Raw genomic sequence first — 19,560 nt, forward strand, 5'->3', positions numbered from 1 at the left:
TCAGGCGTAGGCCCGGTTGGCCTGCGCGGCGTCCTTTTCCGGAATCCGCGTGGGGAACGGCTCGACCTGCCCTGCCGTCTTGTCCAGATACTGCATCAGCGCGGTCACCAGGTGATAGAAGATGCTCGCCGGCACCTCGGTCGCCGCCGGCCTACCGCGCTCGTCGATCCTGTCCATCCACAGGCCGATGGGAGCGGGATCGATATGCCACCTGAACAGCCGCGCGACGCGCGCTTCGATCTCCGGCTTCAGGTCCGGTCCGCCGATGCCGTCGAGCGCCGCGGCGGCCTTGACGGCTTCGCATTGCGGCCAGCTCCGGGAGATGCGGTCGAGCGGGGTGCCGTTGCGCGTCACCGCGCCGTAAGCCAGGCCGGTGGCGCGGTTCAGCCCGCTGGCGATGGCGGAGGAATAGAGTTTCCTCGCATAGGGCACCAGGTCCTTCTGGCCGCTCGCCAGCGAAAAGGCGACGAGCAGGGAGGCCCATTCGAAATGGTGCCCCGGCTCGGTCCATTGCCCGTCCTCTCCCGGCAGGGGCTGCCACTCGCCGTTGAAACGCTCGCTGAGCGTCCAGCTTTCCTGGTCGAAGAAATGGCAGCGGAAGAGATCGATGATGCGTGCCGCTCGGCGCAGATAGGCGCGCTCGCCGGTGATCGCGTGCCAGGCGAGGAAGGCTTCCAGCATGTGCATATGCGGATTGGAGAAGTGCATGTCCTCGCCGCCGGGGACTTCGAGGAAGCCGTTCAGGCTGTTGTCCTCCAGATGGGTGTCGATGAACTGGAAAGTCTCGCCGGCCAGCCGCAGGGCATCCGGGTGGCCGCAGCGATGCGCGTGGGCAAGCGCGAGCAGCACGCAGGAATGGTCGTAGGCGTCCTCCGCGGGGTCGGCCACGCGGCCGTCGGTGTGGAGGGTGCGAACCCAGCCGCCGCGGCCGCTGCGGCCATGTCGGGCGATGAAGCCGATGCCGTGGTCGAGCAGACTGTCGGCCGGCCCGCTCCAGCCGCGCTCTTTAGCCACCGCGAACGCATAGATCTGGCGCGCCATGGTGCGCATGCGCTTCGGCTTGCCGAGCGGTCGTGCATCGAACCCGAGCGCCTCGTGGAAGCCGCCATGGACGTGGTCGACGCCCGCCGTCGACCATAGCGGCAGTGTTTCGTCGAACAGCCAGTGCTCGACGCGCTTGCGCCATGAGCCGCTGACGACGACGCGGTCTTCGGATGCCGTGAACTTCGTTTCGAGGCGCCCGCTTTTCTCAAGCTGCTCGACGACCTTCTTGACGTTCTGGCTGTGACTGACGGGTGCGACGAACACCGCGTCCGGCGTCGCCACCACCGCCGCGTCCTTCATGCCGATGACGGTGAGCAGCCTGCCCTGGCTACGGAGGTAACAGCTGTCGCAATCCATCGCCACGATGTCGCCCATCATGACGTTGCCGGCGTCGTCGGCCGGGCTCGCCTCGAGCAGCGATTGCCACGATCCGAGATCGTTCCAGCGGAAGGAAGCCGTGACCATGGCGATATCGCGCGCCTGTTCCATCACCGCGTAGTCGATCGAGGTCGAGGGGATGGCGGCATAGAAGCTTTGCGGCAGGTAGATTCCGGAGACATCGGTTCGCGCGGCGGCGAAAGCCCGCTCCGCAGCCTCCCAGATGTCCGGCCGGAACTCGACGAGCGCGTTGCGCATCGTCCCGGCACGGAACAGGAAGATGCCGGCATTCCAGTAGAACCGTCCCGAGGACACGTAGCGTTGCGCCGTTTCGATATCGGGCTTTTCGACGAAGCGCGACACGGCCGCCACGCCGCCGCCTTCTGCCGTTACCTCGATATAGCCGTATCCGGTTTCGGGATGCGTCGGCCTGATGCCGAACACGACGATATTTCCGCGCTCGGCGGTGGCCTTGCCCGCCTCGACGGTTTCCCAGAATTGAAGCTCGGTCGATATCTCGTGGTCCGAAGGGACGACGAGCACGAGCGCGTCGCTGCCGTGTTCATGGATCGCCTGGAGCGTCGCCACGGCGACTGCCGCAGCGGTATTGCGCCCGACCGGTTCGAAGATCGGCCGGCCGCCGTTCAGGCCGAGGGGGGCGATGTCGGAGATGACACGGTCGGCATGGCGTTCCGATGCGATGAGGTAGATCGGCGTCTCGCCGCCCGGCCACGCCTTCAGCCGCCGCACGGTCCTGGCCAGCATCGAACCGTTGCCCGAAAGGTCGTGGAACTGCTTGGGATTGTCTTCGCGCGAGAGAGGCCACAACCGCGAGCCCACGCCCCCGCTCATGATGAAACTGACGATCCGGTCCGGCATGGGTCACCCTCTCAGAATGTCTGGTTGTAGGCTCCGACTTCCGGATTGCGGCGCAGCACCGCGTCCAGCGCCTCGAACACTTCCCGGCGCCGTTCCGGCGAAACCGGGCTCTCCACCACGACGACGATTTCAGGCTTGTTCGACGAAGCGCGGACGAGGCCCCAGGTGCCGTCCGGCGTCGTGACGCGCACGCCGTTGACGGTGACCAGGTCGGCCAGCGGCTGGCCGGCGAAGGCGATCCCGTCTCCCTTCATCTTCGTGAAGGCGCCGACGACCTTGTCGACCACGTCGTATTTCTCTTCGTCGGGACAGTACGGCGACATCGTCGGTGTACCGAAGGTCGGCGGCAGGTCGCGATAGAGATCCGCCATCGTCTTTTTCGGGCTGCGGTCCAGCATTGCGCATATGGCGATGGCGGTTATGAGCGCGTCGTCGTAGCCGCGCCCGATCGGCGCGTTGAAGAAGAAGTGCCCGGATTTCTCGAAGCCGGCGATGGCATCGAGTTCGGCGACGCGCCGCTTGATGTAGGAGTGCCCCGTCTTCCAGTAATCCGTGACCGCACCGTTCTTCATCAGCACGGGGTCGGTCATGAAAAGGCCGGTCGACTTCACGTCGGCGACGAAGACGGATTTCGGGTGCAGGGCGGAGATGTCGCGGGCCAGCATGACGCCGATCTTGTCGGCGAATATCTCGTTGCCTTCGTTGTCGACCACGCCGCAACGGTCGCCGTCGCCATCGAAGCCGAGCCCGATGTCGGCGCCCGTTTCCAAGACCTTCTGCCGGATTGCATGCAGCATATGCATGTCCTCCGGATTGGGGTTGTAGCGCGGGAAGGTATGGTCGAGCTCGGTGTCCAGCGGGATCACCTCGCAGCCGATGCGCTCGAGTACTTCGGGGGTGAACGCGCCGGCGGTGCCGTTGCCGCAGGCGGCCACCACCCTCAGCGTCCTGCCGATCTTCTTTCCGGCGGTCAGGTCCTCGATATACCTGTCGCGGAATCCCGGCACGAATTCGTAGCTTCCGCCGCCCACCAGGTCGAAATCGCCGGCAAGCACAAGTGTCTTCAGGGCCGTCATCTCCTCCGGGCCGAAGGTCAGCGGCCTTTGCGTCCCCATCTTCACGCCGGTCCAGCCGTTTTCGTTGTGTGAGGCCGTGACCATTGCCACCGACGGCGCGTCGAGCGCGAACTGGGCGAAATAGGCCATGGGGGAGAGCGCCAGGCCGATATCCTTGACGCGCGCGCCCGCTGCCATCAGCCCCGAAACGAGCGCCATCTTGATGCCCATGGAATAGCTGCGGAAGTCGTGGCCGGTGACGATTTCCGGGGGCAGGGCCTTTCGGTGGATGAAGGTGCCGAGCCCCATCCCGAGCGCCTGGGCGCCCATCAGGTTCAGCTCGGGTTCCTTCTCGGACCCCGGATGTCCGAACCACCAGCGCGCGTCGTACTCGCGAAAGCCGGTGGCCTTGACGAGGGCGCTGGTCTCGAAGGCCAATGTGTTCGGCCTGGCCTGGCCGACGATGTTCAGGCTCACGGTGTCTGCTCCCCGTTGTCGAACCAGTCCTAGCACGCGGTCGGACACCGGCCTCTTCATGAATTCGGATAACTCCGCTCCGCGGCACGTGCTCCCTCATCCGATAGAGGCATGTCGGCCGCCCGCCGAATGGCCATCTCGTCCGGGCATCGGAGGGTTCTATGTTCTATCCTGAAAGACCGGCATCCCGTTCCGGTCGAAGGTGGCCTGCACTATGCCGAATACTGTATTTCGCGAGACTGTCGACGCACGACGACTCGGGTGGCTCCGGACGGAGCGAAGGCGGGACTGTCCCGCTTTTCCCGTCCCCTAAGGTGTAGACCCTTACGCCGATTGGCTGCGTTTACCTCCCCGAGGCCGGGCGTAGTCTCCTCCCCCGGGCGGTCCGGGATAGGGTTTCGGTCAACGGCATCCTGCCTGTGCGCCCGCAATCGTGGGATACGCCCGCAGGAGGAAGAATGGACCGCGCGTTTCCGCACAGATGGCCCTCCGCGATCGAGCAGCTGCCTGCCGCCGACCAGGAGTTCATCGGTCTTTCCGACATAATAGGGTTTCTCGGGCGCTATGTCGGAACGATTGCCGTCTCGCTGGCGGCAGCCCTGCTGATAGCGCTGTTTTACGTATCGACGACCGATTCGACCTACACCGCCAGCACGCAGATCCTGATAGAACCCAGAGTGTCGCAGCACCTCCAGGACGCAGGCGAGGTGAACCTGTCGTTGGACACTGCCCAGATGGAGAGCCAGATCGCAGTGATGCAATCTGAAAAGATCGCCACGATGGTCATCGACCAGCTCAAGCTCCTTGACGATCCCGATTTCAATCGCCCGCAGAAACTGCCCTTGCTGCAGAGGGTCAGGAGGTTCGGGGCGACCTTCGTCGAGGCTTTGGGACTGCGGGACAAGATGTGGTTCGCCTGGCTTCGGCGGCATCTTGGCTTCGTCCTGCAAGCCGCGCCGGCAAATCCCAGCGAATACGAGAAGAGCCGGCTCGCGATGCTGACCTTTCGTGGTGGCCTCGACGTCCGCCGGGTGGGCGTTTCCTACGCCATCGACATCTCCTTCACCTCGCTCAATGCAGAGGCCGCGGCCCGGATTGCCAACGCCACGGCCGATGCCTTCGTGCGCGAGCAGCTTGAAACCAAGGCGGACGCCGCCAAGCAGGGCGGCGCGTGGCTTGAGACCCGTCTCGAGCAGCTGCGCGACCAGATGAACAAGGCCATGGCGAAGGCGCAGGAGTTCCGGTCGCGGCACGACTACAGCGTCGGCGACGAGGCTGGGGCCAAGGGCGGGGGGAGCGGCGTTCCGACCCTGGAAGAGCTGGAGACGACGGCCGAAACCTACCAGAAGATGTATGAGAGCTTCCTGCAGGCCTACACCAATTCGGTGAGCCAGCAATCGTATCCGGTTGCCGACGCGCGTGTGATCACCGAGGCGACGGCGCCGCTCTCCCCGAGTGCGCCGAAGCCGAAGCTGGTATTGGCCTTCGCGGCGGTCGCCGGACTGGCTTTCGGGATCGGCCTGTCCTTCGTTAGGCATATGTTCGATCGGACAGTCGGGTCGGCGCGGCAGATCCGTGAAAACCTGGGGGTCGAATGTGTCGGCGAACTGCCGCGCATTGGCAGGCGGCGAGAGACCGGCCGCATCGACGAAGTGCTCAGGAAACCCCATGCTCCATACACCGGCAGCCTTCGGAAAGCGCGCACCGAAATCAGTCTCGCGGAGACGGACCACCCCATCAGGTTCCTCGGCATGACCGCAGCGTCCGATGGCGGCTCGAAAAGTTCGGTCGTCGGCAATCTCGCCGCTCTCTATTCGATGTCCGGCCTGAAGACGCTGGTGATCGATGCCGACGTTCAGCACACGATCACGGCCAGGCTTCTTGGCCCCTCAGGCACCCATGGTGGACCGTGTCAGGATCCCGCCTGGCTGAATATCACGAGTTGTCCGGGTCGGTCGTTCGACCTGCTTCCAGGGCCGGTGATCGACGCAAGAAAACTGTTGATGCCGAAAAACATGGAGGCCTTCCTGTCGGAGCTGACGGCCTGCGACCTTCCCTCCTGCGCCTACGATATCGTCATCCTCGACATGCCGACGCTCGCCTCCGGTGCCGACCTGCTGAAAATCGGATCGATCCTGGACGGCGTCGTCATGGTCGCCGAATGCGGCGAGACGCACCTGGACACCTTGCGGGACCTGACGAGAACGCTGCAAACCAGCCGGAGCCCCATCCTCGGCGTGCTGCTGACGAGAGCCCGTGCGGCGACGTTCCTGCAGCGCCGGACCTGAACACATCGCTCCGGCCTTCCTGCCGGAACCCCCAAAATCGCCAAGAGGATCATTCCTTGGGATTAGGGAGGATAGAGTTGGAGATTTCCGCTACCTCCTTTGCTGTTCTTGCTCCAATGCCGTGGCCTTGGAAAAGTGGGGAGACCGAATTCGAACGGGCCTCGTCCCATGACAAACGCCTTCGAAAAACATCTGCATCCACATGCCCCGATCTGGGTGCACTCCTTTTCTCTCGACGATGCAGAAAATCGGACGGCGGCAGTGAACGCCATATCCTCGTCCGATTTCGGCAATGCCGGCGTCATACTGGACGATCTGACGCCCGCGCCCGGGCCAGGCATGGTCAATCCGGTTGTCGGCGGCCTCTCGAAGCGCTTCATGGATCTTGTCATCGCCACCACCGCGCTGGCGCTGGCGGCTCCCGTGATGATCCTCGTCGCCCTTCTGATCCGGTTCACGATGGGTGGCCCGACCGTGTTTTCCCATACCCGCGTGGGGCGCGGCGGAAAGCCGTTTCGGTGCTACAAATTCCGGTCGATGGTCTGCAATGCGGACGAGGTGCTGAAGACCTGTATCGAAACCGACGCGGAAATCCGCCTGGAGTGGGAAAACACCCACAAGATCAGGAACGATCCCCGCGTCACGCGGCTCGGGCGGATGTTGCGCAAGTCCAGCCTCGACGAGCTCCCCCAGCTCTTCAACGTCATTCGCGGCGATATGAGCTGCGTCGGCCCTAGGCCGGTCGTGAAGGACGAGCTGCCGCAATACGGCGATCATCTCAGCGAATACCTGCAAGGCAGGCCGGGATTGACCGGCCTTTGGCAGGTGAGCGGGCGAAGCAGCGTCGATTATGCCAGCCGCGTCGCGCTGGACAGCCAATACGTCCGGAACTGGTCGATCTGGCTGGACGTCTCGATCCTGTTCAGGACCATCTTCGCCGTGATGCGCTTCGACAGGACGTCCTGACGTTCCCTCGCTGTCCGGGTTCGATTTTCACCCTTAGGGCATTTTGCAGCCAGACGGAATCGTCTGGCGTCGCACAAATGTGGCTAAAACAAAGAGATAGATCGTTGCGCCGTTTCCGTGAAACGGTGAAACGATCTAGGGTCGCCGCCCGCGTGTCGACAAAAGCAGGCCGACGACATAGGCGCAGGCCAGGGCGAAAACCAGTATCAGGAATCTTGAAATCGTCACGTGGCCCGGAAAGCCGAGGCCGTTCCAAACAAGGCTTCCAGCCAGGAGCACCGCCGTCGTGGCGATCAGGGCGGGCGCCTTGAACCGCAATCCCACAAGAACGCCCGCCGCCGCTACGGCGATCACACTCAGGAGCACGGATACCTCCAGTTTGTGACACGACAAGGATCGCTGCAATTCGGCGGGACGCGGCCGACGGTTTCTGGGGCCGGGCGAATCGCCGTTGAGCGGATGCGCAAGCGATCGGATCGCACTGATATGCGGCCCTAAAATTCAAGGCAAGGGCCAAGCCCGAACGATCCCCTGTGCATTGGGCGCGGGCCAGTGCTTTTCCAGTGGCACGGGCGATAGCAGTTCGTCACCGCTGCCGCTCTCGGACGTGCTCGATCAGTTGGTATCCTGAGCCGCCGGCATCTCCGCATGCATGCCGCTGGCCGCCGGCAGGACGGCCATACCCGATTGCGGCTCGGGAATTTCGATCTTGATCGTATCGCCCGGCTCGACCGGCGTCGTCTCGTCGGCATCGATCTCTTCGGAGCCGGTGGCCGTCGCCCTGACGATCTTGAAGACCGGCCTGGCCCTTTCGGAGCGTTCCTGCATGGCAAGCAGCGCGGGGGCTGTCACTTCGGTCTCGTGAAGCAGTTGCACGGCCGTGTCGGTCTTGCTGGCCATCTCGTTCAGCTGCTGCTGCGTCTCACGCAATGCCTCCGCGATCTCGTTGGCGTTGCGGTTGTTGAGATTGAGGATCTCGATGTCGGTCTTGCTGATCTCCTGGCGGACCCGCAGCAGCGACGTCTCGGCCGCCAGCCTGTCGCCCTGCATCCGGGCGACCGTGCCTTCGAGGGAAAGCTCCCGCGGCGCAGCCGCCAATCCCTTCCCGACAAGGGTCGACACACCTGCCAGTTCCTTCTGGACGAGTTCAATCTGCTTGTCGTGGAAAGTCAGCTGCTGCTCCAGCGAGTCCAGTTCCTTTTGAAGGAAATCCTTGAGCTCGTTGAGTGAGCGGAGCTGCGTGGTCATCGCGTCCCTGCGGACCGTGAAGATCTTGCGCTCCTGCTCCATCGCCACCGCGACCGTCCGATTGGAGGCCCTCTGCGTCAGTTCCGCAGGAAAGGAGATATCGTCGCTGCCGGCCTGCTCGGACTCCAGCCGCGCCTTGCGGGCGAGCAGGCTGAAGCTGGACTGCGACAGCAGGTCGATATCACCCTGGCCGGTGATCATTTCACGTTCCAGCCTCGGGAGGTCCTCGTCGCGCGTCCTCAGGCCGCCGGCAATTCCCATCGCCTGCAGGATCGTCAGTCCGGGCCTGAAGGGGAATTCGCCCGGCTGCGCGACGTTGCCGACAATGTAGAACGGCCGGTACTGGGCGATCTCGACGGCGACGTCCGGCGGCCGGCTGAGCCCCATCTGCTGCATCAGGCGGTCGCCGATCGCCCGGGCGAGCTCGCCGGGAGCGGTTCCCTGTGCCCGGATCTGGCCGACGAACGGAACGAACAGCGTCCCGTCTGCGCTGACGGTGAAATCATCGTTGAGCGCCGTCCACTCGAAAATGACGTCGCGCGATGCCCGCCACTCGTAGACCTTGAGCCTGACCTTGTCCTGTGGGCCCAGGAGATACTCGGCGGCGGTCGTCGGCAGGCTGCAGGCGGTCGTTGCCGCCAGCGCAGCCGCCATCGTCACAAGCCACTTCCGCATGGTCTTTCCACCTCAGATTTTCAGGATGTATTCGGGTTCGATTCGTCCCGTCGCGACATGGTAGATCGCGAGCAGGTTGCCCATCAACCTGCCTCGCCTGTCGACATACGATTCCGGCTTCAGGCTTTTCGCCAGATTGGCGGCGATATTCCTGAACATGAGGGGAAGTGCGAAGGAGGCGGGAACTGTGCCCTTGCGGACCAGGTAGATCGCGTTCGCGACCTGTGAATAGCCGAACTGCTTGCCGCTGACGCGCCCCGACTTGATGCCGAGGTGGACGCCCCTGATCGAGGTCACGCACACGACCCGCCCCCTGGAGCGCATCTGGCTGGTGAAGTCGATGTCCTCCTGCCAGCCGTAAAGGACGAGGCGTTCGTCGAAGCGCAGGTCGCCGATGAGGGGGGAACGGAAGGACATGTTGCAGCCGTAGGCGCCGACATGGTCGACCACCGGCGGGCCGTCATACCTTTCGGTGCCGGATTCCCGCAGGGCGGCCTCCGCCTCCTCCCAGCCGAGGCCGGCATTCGTCGCGCCGTCCCTGACGACCCTGCCCATCACCACCGCCCAGTCCGCGTTTTCCGTGAAGGCCGTCTCGACCTGTTCCAGGTATTGGCCCGACGGCACGAAATCGTCGTCGAAGAACGTGATGATGTCGAAGCGCCTCATCGCGGGTGCCAACGCGGTGTTCCGCTGCGCGGCAAGCCCCTTTGGCCCGGAAACGAGGGAGACGGGAAAGGGAAGGTCCGCAGGCAGGTCGACATGCGTTGCCTCGGGCACCGTCAGTATGACCTCGTCGGGAAGCCGCGTCTGGTCGCCCAGATAGTCGACGAGGCGCGCCGCCTGGCCGTTGCGGCCGAGGGTCGGGATGATCACTGCAAGCCTCATGGCCGGTCCCTGTTGGATCCCGCCAAACCCTAGACCTGCGAGAGGGGGCGAAGCAGCCTGCATAAAGGGAGACGGCGCAGCCCCGTCCTACCTCCCGGCACCGGCTTTCGGGGTATCTCCGGCAGCCGGCTGCATCCATAAGGATGAGACGGCTTGCCGCCTTCGGCACCGTCTAGCCGATCGGACGACTTGCCGGCATGCCGGCATGGCATGGAGAGTGCAGGCTTCCAGGGCCGGGCGACAACCATGCTCCACGAACACTCTTCCGATCTGGCGCTCGCGTCCAGGGTCGACATGCCTGCCGGGGCGCTGTCGCCCGTTACGGAGCCAAGTGGCGGCAGCGACGCCAGGATAGCGGTCGTCCACGACTGGTGTCCCAATTTCCGCGGTGGCGAGCGGGTGCTGGCGCAGATTTGCAAGCAGTTTCCAAACGCCGAGGTTTTCACGCTTTTCGATTTCCTTCCGGCCGAGGTGAAGGAGCAGTATTTCCGCGACGTGGAATTCCACACGTCCGCCGCCAACCGCCTGCCCATGGTGCGGAAATTCTATCGATCCCTCTTTTTCTTCTGCCCCTTCCTGATCGAGCAGTTCGACGTGACGGGATTCGACGCGGTGATCTCGTCTTCGGCCGCCTTCTCGCGCGGCGTGATAACCCGGCCGGACCAGCCGCACCTCTGCTATGTGCACAGCCCCGTCCGCTACGCCTGGGACGAGCAGTTCTCCTATCTCCAGCAGGGCGGACTCGGCTTCGGGCCGAAGGGCATGCTCTACCGCTACATGCTGCATCGCCTCAGGACATGGGACACGCGCACGGCGCACGGTCCGGACCTGATGCTGGCGAATTCCAACTATGTCCGCTCCCGCATCCGCCACATCTACGGGCGCGACGCGCGCGTCGTCTTTCCTCCGGTCGCGCTGGAGGAACTGCCCTGTGTCGAAGACAAGGACGGCTACTACGTCTGCGCCTCCTTTCTCGCTCCATACAAGCGCACGGATCTCGTCATCCGCGCTTTCAACGAGATGCCGTCGCGACGGCTGGTCATCGTCGGCGAAGGCCAGCAATCGGCCAGCCTGCGCGGGCTCGCCGGCCCCAACATCAGCTTTTCGGGCTACCTGCCCCGGCGGGACTATATCGACGTCGTCGCGCGGGCGAAGGCCATGGTCTTCGCCGGTTGCGAGGACTTCGGCATCGCGCTGGCCGAGGCACAGGCCTGCGGCACGCCGCTGATCGCCTTCGGCCGCGGCGGAGCGGTCGACATCGTGCAGCGCCTTGGCGCGGCGCCTGAGCCGACGGGTGTGCTTTTCAAGGCCCAGACGGTCGGCCAGCTCAAGGAGGCGGTCGAATGGTTCGAGCTGAACAGCGACAAGATCGCGCCATGCGCCTGCTCCAGGAACGCCGAACGCTTTTCCGAGCGGAATTTCGACTGTGCCATTCTGGAATCGCTCGCGGCCGTCCGCGAGCTTCACGACATGGCGTGAGGTTCGCGAACCCTGACGATAGTCGCTTCCACATCGATGCCGTCTGCGATGCTCATGGCCTGGAGATAGCGCATGGCTGTGGTTCTCCAGCTATAGGCGGAAGCTCTCGCCCTCCCCTTCGCCGTCATCCGCAGCCGTAGAGGCTCGGAAGCGGCGAGCTGCATGAAGCGGTCGAACCAGGCCTCCGGATCGTCAGGAGGCGCGAACAAAGCGGCGTCTTCGCAGACTTCCGGCAGGCAGGCCCGGTCGGAAACCACCACCGGGCAGCCGATCGCCATGGCTTCGAGGGCGGGAAGGCCGAACCCTTCCGTCAGGGAGGGGAAGGCCAGGCAGAGCGAGTCCCTGAGCAGCGCCGCCAGCTCGTCATCGGAAACGCGGCCCAGCCAGTGGATGTTCCGTGCTTCGGCCTTAGTCGGCGCCGATCGGAAAATACGAGAGTCCGGGATGCCTACGACCGCGATCCTGAAGCCGTTCTCGGCGAGACGGCCCGCCATTTCGAGGACGAGTTGCACATTCTTGTGCGGGGCGGCGCTGCCGATCATCACGATGGTCTTGCGCGTGGCCGCCAGTCGTGTCGCCTCAGAATGTCCGGGCGTCCATCGCTGGACATGCTCGTGCCCGTTCGGGGCGACGAACGCCCGCCGCGCGAGAACGACGCCACGGCCGACCAACTCGCCTAGTGAATAGTTCGATACGGTCGAAACGCCCCATGCGGTCCTGCCGAGGCATGGCAGCAGGGCCTTGTAGAAACTCCTGAAGGCAAGCGAATAGCTTTGTGGGGCGTTCCAGACGTTCGCGTCGTGGATGCAGACGATCTGCTTGCGGCAGGCAAGCGGTCCGGTGTTGCAGAACGAGAGCAGCCCGCCGTCGACGGACAGGGGAAGCTGCACCTGCTCCCAGACGTGGCCGCCTGCTCTGCCGACCTCGCGGCGTACGATGCGGGAAAGCGGCAGGTCGCTGGCGCCGGGCGGACAGCACAGGTCGAGTTCGAGGCCGCGCGCCAGCGGCACGCCTTCGGCGACCAGCATATCGAGCGCAAGCGCGACCTCGCGGGCATAGCGCTGCACGCCTGTCGTCGGCTGGCAAAGAAACCGTCCGTTGATCGTCCAGCGCCGCGCCATCGCGCACTCCTTCGCGCCGGCAGTGTGGGGCTATGGGCGAGCCGCGTCACCATGGCCATCGTGCTGTCCCGCGGGTGGTCCGTCATCCGGAAAGGCGAGATCGAATCGCGGATTTACCCCAAACGTCTGAGGATCGTCGTGCCTGCCGCGATGCTAGTGTGCCCCGGAATGCCGAGAGACCGGGAAGATAGACATGGGCAAGCCCGAGGTCAGGGCAAAGTCGATGCCGCTGGGAATGCCCTCGGAACTGAACGGGCATCACGGCGACACCCCGCTGGTGGATTCGTTCGTGGCAAAAGCCAAGGTGTTGATCGGCCATCCCCGACCGGCGCGGACGGAGCGGGAAGTGCAGCGGCGGCGCTGGACCATAAACGGCGACTTCACGACGCTCAGGCCGACCGGCGTGGCGCGCTATGCCCGCGAAGTCACGATGGCGCTCGACACCCTCATCCTGGAAGGCCATCCGCTCGCCCGCGACCTCGATATAGATATCGTCGTGCCGCGGCCGCTTTCCGAACCTCTGCCTCTCGACACCATTCCCGTGCGGCTCGTTCCCGAGTTCAGCAGGCCGCGGCTGCCGCAGTTCTGGGTGCAGGCGCAACTGCCCCGGCATGTGCCGGGCGGGCTGCTGAGCTTCTGCAACCTCGCGCCCGTGGCGGTCAGACACCAGATCGCCTGCATCCACGACATGCACACGAGGCTGATGCCGGCAAGTTACGGCTGGGGGTTCCGATGGGCGCATCGCCTGATCCTGCCAGCGCTCGGTAGACGCGCGGCCCGCATCACCACCGTCTCGCAGTTCTCGCGCAGCCATCTGGTGGCGTTCGGCATCGCGCCCGAGGACAACATCGTCGTCACCTATAACGGAAGCGAGCACGCGCAGCGCTGGAACGCGGAAGGATCGTCGTTGAACGTCGCCGGTGGCAGGCCCTATGTCCTATGCCTCGGCAGGCGGGACCAGGACTACAAGAACACCGAGTTGCTCGTCAGGCTGGCTCCGTTCCTCGACGAGATCGGCCTCGACCTGTGGATGATGGGTGATGTCGACGAGGCCACGATTCGCCGCTACGTGCCGAACGTGCCGGACAACATCGTCCTTCTCGGCCGCATCGGTGATGACGACTTCAAGAAAGCGCTCGAGGGCGCGCTTTGCTTTCTCTTTCCGTCCCGCATCGAGGGTTTCGGCCTCCCCGCCGTCGAGGCGATGGCCTCGGGCTGCCCGGTGATCGCCTCGACCTCTCCGTGCCTTCCCGAAATCTGCGGCGACTGCGCGCTCTACGCCGACCCCGACGACCTTCCTTCGTGGGCCGAGAAGGTTCGCCTGCTCATGCTCGCCCCGACCTTGCGCGAATGGTTGATATCCAAGGGGGAAATCCGCGCGAGCCGTTATTCCTGGCGATGGATCGCCTGGAAATACCTCGAACTCATGGTGGAGGTCGACGCCGATTTCGGTGTGTTCGATCTGCGATGAGGCCGGATATCGATCGCTGAGAACCAAAGGTGCCGCCATGTTGAAACCCGTGTTGACCATAGCCGCCTGCTTCCTGGCTTTGGCTTCGCCCGCCACCGCCGACCTTTTGTGGGGGGCAAACGGCCACCCCATCACGGCCTATCCGGGCATCTCGATCGAGCGTCAGTTCGATTACCTCGAAGACCTCGGCATGAAGTCCTATCGCGTCAACGTCTCCGACGCTTCGTCGGCGGATAGCCTTGCCACAGTCCTGGCGCAGGGCAGGGAGCGAGGGATAGAGGTTCTGCCCGTCATCACGCCCGGTGACATCGACCTCGACAAGGACAGCGTCGAGGACCTCTACGGCAAGGCGCGTACGCTCGCCGTCGCGCTGGGCTCCCGGTTCAAGGGCGAGATCCGGACCTGGGAGCTGGGCAACGAGATGGAGAACTACGCCATCATCAAGCCCTGCGAGAAGCGCGACGACGGCACCACATATCCCTGTGCATGGGGCCTGGCCGGCGGAGCCGACGCACTGGATTACTTCGGTCCGCGCTGGGCCAAGGTCAGCGCCGTCCTGAAGGGACTTTCCGACGGCATGACGGAAGTCGACCCCGGCATCCGCAAGGCGATCGGCACCGCAGGATGGGGCCATACCGGCGCCTTCGAGCGGATGAAGCGCGACGGCATCGCGTGGGACATCTCGGTATGGCATATGTACGGAGAGGACCCCGAGCCCGCCTTCAAGGTGCTCGCCGGCTACGGCAAGCCGATCTGGGTCACGGAATTCAACAATCCATACGGCAGCCGCTCGGGCGAGCAGCAGCAGGCCGAGGGGCTGGCGCAGTCGATGATGCGGCTGCGCGCGCTGCAACGCAGGTACAAGGTGGAAGCCGCCTATGTCTACGAACTCCTGGACGAAACCTACTGGGCGCCGGACTTCGAGGCGTCGATGGGGCTGGTACGCCTCGTCGGCTCGGCCGAACACGGGTGGCGTGCGGCGGGACCCAAAGCCGCCTACGTCGCCGCCCGCGACCTGATCCGCGGACCGCAGCCCATGCGTGAGCCGCGGCGCGACTGTGACCTCGCCGACAGCGACGGGATCGTCACCTTCACAATCCGCAAGGTGAGTTTCTCCCATTGCCTGATCCTCGGGCGCAAGGCGAGTGCCGAGGACATCGAACGCTGGTCGGCGGCGCTGGACGAGGGTAAGGTCAACGTTCCCAACATGATGGTCCAGCTCATGCAGACGCGGGAGTTCATGGAGAAATACGCCATCGTCGGCCTCGCCGACCGCGCCTACGTCCGTTTCGTCTACCATCTGCTTCTGGGCCGCGAGGCCGATGGAGCGGGGCTCGATGTCTACTCCGATCAGCTGAGAACCGGAGTGATGACGCGCGAGTCCGTCGCCCTCGGCCTCGTGACGTCCAGCGAGTTCGCGACGAAATATTCCACCTATCTGGCCGAGAACACGAAGGCGGTCCCCGAAGCCCAGGCGGCGAACTAGGCCAATGCCGGCGACGGCCTGTCTGCCGCCGCCCGGCTATCCTTGCCGAGCCAGGACAGGAACGGGCCGTAGCATGCGTCGCAGGAAAAGAGCTCGGCAAAGACACGCGCTGTTCCTTCGGATTTCCGGCGCCGGAGGTTCGCATCGCTCAGCAGCGCGATGACCGCTCGCGCGAAGTCGGCGGCGCCGTCCGCCACGATCGCTCCTTCGTCGAGTTGATTGGCATCGCCCGCATCGACCCCGATCGAGGTCGTCACCAGCGGGCGGCCGTAGGACATCGCCTCGGCCACCTTGACCTTGACGCCGGCCGAGCCGGAGACGAGCGGAGCCACGACAAGCCGGGCGCGCCGGTATTCGGGAGCGAGGTCTGGGAGCGGCCCCACGCGCTCGAAACCGTCCACCGACGCGATCTCGGGCGCGAGGGCTGCGGTTCCGACTGCCCGGAACCTTGCCGGCGGGCATGCGGTCCGGACGGACGGCCAGACCTCCGACAGGAACCACGACAGCGCGGCATGATTGGGCATCGTCGCGTTTCCAACGAAGAGGACGACGGGTTCGTCGCTGTCGGACTGCTTCCTGTAGGCGCCGTAACCCATGCCGAGCGAGATCACGCGCTTTATGCCGAGTCGGTCGTGGGCATACGATACATCGTCCATGCTGTTGAGGCCGACACAATCGGCCGCCTTCAGCGAGCGGACCAATCCCGTTTCCCCTGCCGCGGTCTCGTCTGCCCTGCGCTGCGGCTTTCGATGCGAGGTGCCGTGGCGTTGCTTGAGGTGGCCGACGAGCGAGAAGATCCGGTGGCCGTTGCGCGCGAGGGAAGGAGCGAAATGCACGGCGTCGTGAAACAGGATCACCGCGTCCGGCCCGAGCGCCTCGATGCGTTCCTCCACCCACCGGATTTCCGCTGCCGGGAAATCCTGCTCGGTCATCCCGGCGGCCGGCGCGGCGCGCTTTCCAAGAAGCAATCCGGCCAGATTTGCCGGACCAAGCTGCTCCGCCGCGAGGAACGTCCTTCGGTTCAATCGGAGGCTGTTGCGGACCTGCCACGAAGAATATTTCTCTATTTCGTAGACGCTCCTGCCGATCGGATTTCTTCTCCCGCGCGTCATGTCGGATACCAACCCGTGGACCTCGTGGCCCGTTCGCAGGAGATACTGTCCGAATGCCTGGACGTAGGCTCCGTCGCCGCCGAAGAAAGCGTCGTAGGGATAGCTGTGGACGATTGCCAGGACTGCCATTTCTCCCCCGGAGAGTTCTGATTTCCCAACACCGGGCGATGCCTGGCCGCGGTGACCTGGGCGGCTTCAGGCGCCCGCCCGCGCCTCCCGCCGAAAGCTCAGCAGCACGTCCCGGAACAGGGTCAACTGTCCCAGCACGAAGAGCAGGACGAAACCGTATATGCCGGCCAGCACCGTGCCTCCCGCAATGAGCCGCAGAAGCGTGGGAGATTCCGGACCGAGATAGTGCTGGACGGCCAGCGCGCCGGCCGAGGCCGCCATTCCCGCTATCCACGGCTTGACGATCGTTCCGAGCAGGTCCCCCACCGAGACCGGCGTGTTATGCAGGCTCCAGACCAGGTGCGGATAAAGCCACAGCACCAGGGCCGTTGAGTAGCTCAGGGCCACCCCTTCCGGGCCGAAGGATATCCCGATGCAGTAGGACGTGATGACGAGCGGGGCGATGACGAAGGCCATGTAGAGGCTGCGCTTCTGCTTGCCGGTCGCGATCAGCAGCCAATAGGTGAGGTTGATGATCCCGAACACCAGGATGGTCGGGGCGAGCAGGCGAAAGATGGTCGCCGCCTCCGTCCATTTCGGGCCCAGCACGATGGTGACGATCTCGTGCGCGAACACGAAGGAGAACATCGTGATCGGCACGGTGAACGCGATGACGATCGAGTAGCCTTTGAGGTAGAAGCTCCGCAGGCGTGCGGGATCGTTCTGAATGCGCGACAAGGCGGAGAACAGGACAGCGCCGACGGCGCTGTTGATCGTGGCCGTCGGAATGCCGATGAGCTGGAAGGCGCGAGTATACAGGCCGAGCGGGCCGGCGCCCCAGAATCGCCCGAGCAGGACCTTCTCGGCGTTGTAGCCGACATAGACGACAAGATTGTTCAGCGTGACGACCCCGCCGAAATGCAGGAGCGAGCGGATATCGGCATCGCGCCGGGGCAGGCCGGGGATCCATCCCGTTGCGATCCAGCAGCCAAGGCTGCTGACAGCCGGGGAGACGAGGGTCGGGGCGATCAGCGCCCAGTAGCCGTAGCCGCTCAATGCCAGCAGGACGGCCGTCACCACGCCCGCGCACAGCGCGCCGGTTTCGATCCCGCTCAAGGTTATGTAGCGCAGATTGCGCTCCAGCAGGGCGGCATGCTGCACGCCTGCCGCGTTGAGCAGGAAACCCGGAGCGATCGCGACGGTGATCCAGATCAGGCGCGGGTCATGGTAGAAGCCGGAGATGAAGTAGGCGCTTGCAGCGCACAAAAGCATCAGCAGGGTTCCGACGAGTATGTTGACCCAGAACAGCGCCGAGACCTCGGCATGTGAGATCTCGTCCTTCTGGATGGTCGCTGAGGAAAGCCCGGCCGTCGTGAAGACGTCGAAGATGCCGGTGAGCGCAACCACCATCGCGACCAGGCCGAAATCGCTGGGGCTGAGCAGCCGCGCCAGTATGGCGATATAGCCCACCCGCAGCATCAGGTTCACCCCCTGGCTCACCATACGGGCGAGGCCGCTTTGAACGGCTTCGCCCTTGAGGCTGTGGTGGCCGCGTTTGGCGGACAGGATGTCGTCCTTCATGAGGCGCTCGCAACAGGCGTGCGAGTCTCTTCCCGGTCCGCCCGCGCCTGACTTGCTGTGTTGGATGTGTCGCCGGTCACCCTTTCAAGCCATATCTCGCGCCACCAGGGGAAAATTGCCCTCGGGCACTGCATGCGGCAGTCGCTGTAGCGTGAATTGCACCAGACGTTGTCCAGTATGACGGCCGGTCCCCGGAGCCTGTTGATCAGCCCGGTCTTCTCGTTGACGAAGGTGGTCACGCGCGAGCGGACCCGGAAGGTCCGGCCGCAATAGGGAACCATCTCCGCATCGAAGGAGAGGCCGCGGTTCCTGTTGTTCACGTCGATCGTGCTGAGGATGTCCGCATAGGATTTGACCCTGACCAGTTCGCCGGGCTGGAGATCCAGCGTGGCGCTCGGGGCCGGCTGGTCCGCCGGGATGGTCCCCCGATAGCGCGGAAAGGGAATGCCGCCGTAAAGGCGTTGGGCTGCGTCATAGGCGCGGGTGAAGCGCTTCGCCTGGCCGCCGAGGCCGAAACTGGGCAGGTAGCAATACAGGGTAAATACCGCGGCGTAGATGGACCCTGTCAGCAGGCGCCACGCGCTGGCGTTTCCGGATGTGAGATCCTCCGCGTATTGGCGCACGTCCCACCAGGGAAGGCGGGTCGTCGCCTCCAGGACCTCGGTGGCCTGGCATGAATATCGCGGGCCGCCGACCGACGGCTGGTCCGCGGCAAGCGTGCCTGCAAGCAGGTCGGCTTCCGTACAGCCCGTCGCCGCCGGCATGACGGCTGCGTCGTCCGGCTGGTCGGCCGGCTTCAGCCATGCCTCCTTCCAGAAGATCAGACACGCCGCCTGGCAGCCGCCGAAGGCGGCGCCGTCGCAGCGCAGGTTTTCCAGGTGGATACCGCCCGGCAATCTGCGCCCGCCGGCGAAGTTTATCGTATCGCAGGTCTTGTGCGCGCGCTTGTAGACGCGAAAGCGCTTGCCGCAATATTGAAGCATCTGCGGCATGAAAGGAAGGTTTTCAAGCCGGCCGTTCCTGTCGAGGGTGCTGAGGATTTCTTCTCTGGATCTTACTTCCACCCAGTCGCCGGCTCTCAGTGACATGCATTCCCCCGTTTTCCAGCACGTTCGGGAACTCATCGCGATTTCATATGCCGGACGATACCACCCCTGGATTCGGCTGACCGATCCCGAAATTAGCGGTAACCCCCATCCACCTTTGACGGAGTGGACGGACGGTCTCGGCGTCTCTACGACAGAGGTCAGTCGGCGCATCGACGTCCGCACGCCAGCGCCACCGGCAGACGATCCGCGACAGGGAGG

14 protein-coding genes are annotated in these 19,560 nt (G+C 64.5%); 5 read left to right on the forward strand and 9 right to left on the reverse strand.

The features are described 5' to 3' along the window. Positions 1 to 2,301 (reverse strand): mannose-1-phosphate guanylyltransferase/mannose-6-phosphate isomerase, encoded by a 2,301-nt coding sequence (locus FGU64_RS15020; RefSeq protein WP_139953929.1) that lies wholly within the window; start codon positions 2,299 to 2,301, stop codon positions 1 to 3. An 11-nt stretch (positions 2,302 to 2,312) separates the two neighbouring features. Next, the gene (locus tag FGU64_RS15025) at positions 2,313 to 3,833 is read right to left on the reverse strand and encodes a phosphomannomutase/phosphoglucomutase (protein WP_139953930.1); all 1,521 of its coding nucleotides are present in this window, start codon (positions 3,831 to 3,833) and stop codon (positions 2,313 to 2,315) included. A gap of 458 nt (positions 3,834 to 4,291) precedes the next feature. On the opposite strand from FGU64_RS15025, the gene FGU64_RS15030 reads away from it, so the two are divergent. Next, positions 4,292 to 6,121: a GNVR domain-containing protein gene (locus FGU64_RS15030; RefSeq protein WP_136357303.1), complete on the forward strand. Its 1,830-nt coding sequence runs from the start codon at positions 4,292 to 4,294 to the stop codon at positions 6,119 to 6,121. A gap of 99 nt (positions 6,122 to 6,220) precedes the next feature. Beyond that, positions 6,221 to 7,087 (forward strand): sugar transferase, encoded by an 867-nt coding sequence (locus FGU64_RS15035; protein WP_281405278.1) that lies wholly within the window; start codon positions 6,221 to 6,223, stop codon positions 7,085 to 7,087. A 135-nt stretch (positions 7,088 to 7,222) separates the two neighbouring features. On the opposite strand, the gene FGU64_RS15040 is transcribed toward FGU64_RS15035, so the two are convergent. From FGU64_RS15040 to FGU64_RS15050, 3 genes are all read right to left on the reverse strand, one after another. Then, the gene (locus FGU64_RS15040) at positions 7,223 to 7,453 is read right to left on the reverse strand and encodes a hypothetical protein (protein ID WP_136357301.1); all 231 of its coding nucleotides are present in this window, start codon (positions 7,451 to 7,453) and stop codon (positions 7,223 to 7,225) included. 249 nt (positions 7,454 to 7,702) lie between these two features. Continuing rightward, positions 7,703 to 9,010: a polysaccharide biosynthesis/export family protein gene (locus FGU64_RS15045; protein ID WP_136357299.1), complete on the reverse strand. Its 1,308-nt coding sequence runs from the start codon at positions 9,008 to 9,010 to the stop codon at positions 7,703 to 7,705. A gap of 12 nt (positions 9,011 to 9,022) precedes the next feature. Then, positions 9,023 to 9,895, reverse strand: a complete 873-nt coding sequence (locus tag FGU64_RS15050; protein WP_136357297.1) for a glycosyltransferase — start codon at positions 9,893 to 9,895, stop codon at positions 9,023 to 9,025. 294 nt (positions 9,896 to 10,189) lie between these two features. On the opposite strand from FGU64_RS15050, the gene FGU64_RS15055 reads away from it, so the two are divergent. After that, positions 10,190 to 11,374 (forward strand): glycosyltransferase, encoded by a 1,185-nt coding sequence (locus FGU64_RS15055; RefSeq protein ID WP_246671357.1) that lies wholly within the window; start codon positions 10,190 to 10,192, stop codon positions 11,372 to 11,374. On the opposite strand, the gene FGU64_RS15060 is transcribed toward FGU64_RS15055, so the two are convergent. After that, positions 11,359 to 12,495: a glycosyltransferase family 1 protein gene (locus FGU64_RS15060; RefSeq protein ID WP_139953932.1), complete on the reverse strand. Its 1,137-nt coding sequence runs from the start codon at positions 12,493 to 12,495 to the stop codon at positions 11,359 to 11,361. The genes FGU64_RS15055 and FGU64_RS15060 overlap by 16 nt on opposite strands. A gap of 193 nt (positions 12,496 to 12,688) precedes the next feature. On the opposite strand from FGU64_RS15060, the gene FGU64_RS15065 reads away from it, so the two are divergent. Together FGU64_RS15065 and FGU64_RS15070 are read left to right on the forward strand one after the other, a co-directional pair. Beyond that, positions 12,689 to 13,966, forward strand: a complete 1,278-nt coding sequence (locus FGU64_RS15065) for a glycosyltransferase family 1 protein (RefSeq protein WP_246671126.1) — start codon at positions 12,689 to 12,691, stop codon at positions 13,964 to 13,966. A 37-nt stretch (positions 13,967 to 14,003) separates the two neighbouring features. Continuing rightward, entirely contained in the window at positions 14,004 to 15,452 is a 1,449-nt protein-coding gene (locus tag FGU64_RS15070) for a DUF4214 domain-containing protein (RefSeq protein WP_139953933.1), read from the forward strand. On the opposite strand, the gene FGU64_RS15075 is transcribed toward FGU64_RS15070, so the two are convergent. The 3 genes from FGU64_RS15075 to FGU64_RS15085 form a co-directional block, all read right to left on the reverse strand. Beyond that, positions 15,449 to 16,693, reverse strand: coding sequence for a glycosyltransferase family 4 protein (locus FGU64_RS15075; protein WP_139953934.1), 1,245 nt, complete (start codon positions 16,691 to 16,693; stop codon positions 15,449 to 15,451). The genes FGU64_RS15070 and FGU64_RS15075 overlap by 4 nt on opposite strands. 66 nt (positions 16,694 to 16,759) lie before the next feature. After that, positions 16,760 to 18,253 (reverse strand): lipopolysaccharide biosynthesis protein, encoded by a 1,494-nt coding sequence (locus FGU64_RS15080; RefSeq protein ID WP_139953935.1) that lies wholly within the window; start codon positions 18,251 to 18,253, stop codon positions 16,760 to 16,762. Further along, entirely contained in the window at positions 18,250 to 19,512 is a 1,263-nt protein-coding gene (locus FGU64_RS15085) for a hypothetical protein (RefSeq protein ID WP_180375537.1), read from the reverse strand. The genes FGU64_RS15080 and FGU64_RS15085 overlap by 4 nt, the downstream gene beginning before the upstream one ends. Positions 19,513 to 19,560: the final 48 nt, after the last annotated feature.

Source organism: Mesorhizobium sp. 8, assembly GCF_006351905.1.
Taxonomy (GTDB): Bacteria; Pseudomonadota; Alphaproteobacteria; order Rhizobiales; family Rhizobiaceae; genus Mesorhizobium; species Mesorhizobium composti.